This is a genomic window from Thermogutta sp. (genome assembly GCF_039793925.1).
Taxonomy (GTDB): domain Bacteria; phylum Planctomycetota; class Planctomycetia; order Pirellulales; family Thermoguttaceae; genus Thermogutta.
In genome coordinates, this window is record NZ_JBAMME010000112.1 from 1 (window position 1) to 1306 (window position 1306).

The 1306-nt window shown below is 51.8% G+C and carries 2 protein-coding genes; both read right to left on the reverse strand.

Annotated elements, in window-relative coordinates:
- Window positions 1–216: 216 nt before the first annotated feature.
- Window positions 217–654 (reverse strand): hypothetical protein, encoded by a 438-nt coding sequence (locus ABJK56_RS03920; protein WP_347243361.1) that lies wholly within the window; start codon window positions 652–654, stop codon window positions 217–219.
- Window positions 647–1306, reverse strand: a 660-nt coding sequence (locus ABJK56_RS03925; protein WP_347243362.1) for a hypothetical protein, incomplete at its 5' end; no start/stop codon positions are given. The genes ABJK56_RS03925 and ABJK56_RS03920, both read right to left, overlap by 8 nt.

Genomic DNA, 1306 nt, shown 5'->3' on the forward strand with positions numbered 1-1306 from the left:
CCACACCCCCGCCCACGGGTCATAAAGGCGAACGCTGTAAGGGCAGGCGGCCGCCTGCCCCTACCAGCCCCAGATGCTCGTCCCACTCCTTCCCCAGGAAGGCGTAGTGATTGTGCGGGTCGGTGAAGTCGCCACGAGCGATTAAGACCTACCCTTACTGGTAGCTATGAGGTTCGGTGTGATTGCCTAAAAAGGGGCAGCTGTGTTGCCGTTCTCTCATCTTCGTCGAGACAAAGATAATATGACTTCTAAAACTATACTGATAAAAAGCAAAAGAGCAAAACTCAACCCTAAATACGCAACTCGTTCCTCATGATCTGGCTCAAACAGTGCCAAAAAGGTGCTGGATAAAGCTAAACCTAAGCCAATTAACTGTATGATAAGAGAACGCGTATTGACCAGATTATCATCGATTTTCAGCTTAAAAAACACCACCATCCAAGAAGGGATACGAATTATATCTCCAACTGCTCGCCTCAGTCTTTCTATTTGAGCTATCTTCTGAGAATCGTGAGCTTCTATGGCCTGTTTATAGGCCCTCTCTAAGGCAGCCACATCCCTGGAAACGTGACGTTGACCCAAGTAACCGAGGAACCAGATCATAGCCGAAAGGAGGAACATAAATAACCAGTCGAGAAAAATCTCCTCATTCACAGGTCACCTCCCATATTTTGTGCCAGTTACGGATAATCTCGGGCCAAGAAAGAGGCCAATTGTTGAGCGTCTCCAGAAATGCCGAGCGAACAAGGTTCGGGAAGGTAATCGACCTTAAAGAATTTTGAATCATAATACTTTCAATAACTCGTTGATCGAGCCAGGGCGACCAGCGGGCAAAGGGAGCAGCAAGGTCATCTAAACTTGGAGAGGGGCCACCCACCCTCCCAATTACACCGCCTATTGCCGCATTCAGGGCCATTTCCTCCCAGCGGATGGGCTCCCGGTTGGACCATTGCGTAAGCGTGTATTGAACCACGTTGGCGCTTGCTCCTAGAGCAACGGCTCCACCCACACTCGTGGCCACAAAAGGCGCCAACGCTCCGGCAACAGCTCCTACCCCAAAAGCGATAGCCACATCTCCCCAATCTACGTTTTGCCATCTTTCGCTCAGGGAGCCTTCTCCCGCAGCCAGTTGGGCAATCAGCGAACCCGCTCCAGCAGCCAGACCACCTGCAACCCCAGTAATTATGGGAACAAGAATGGGAAACTCGCCATATGGGTCATAGTAACTGATGGGGTTCGCAAACGCATACCCATACCGGTGCCACGTCCGCGGCCGCCAGGCATCCCCGGGCAGCGGCTCCCGCGT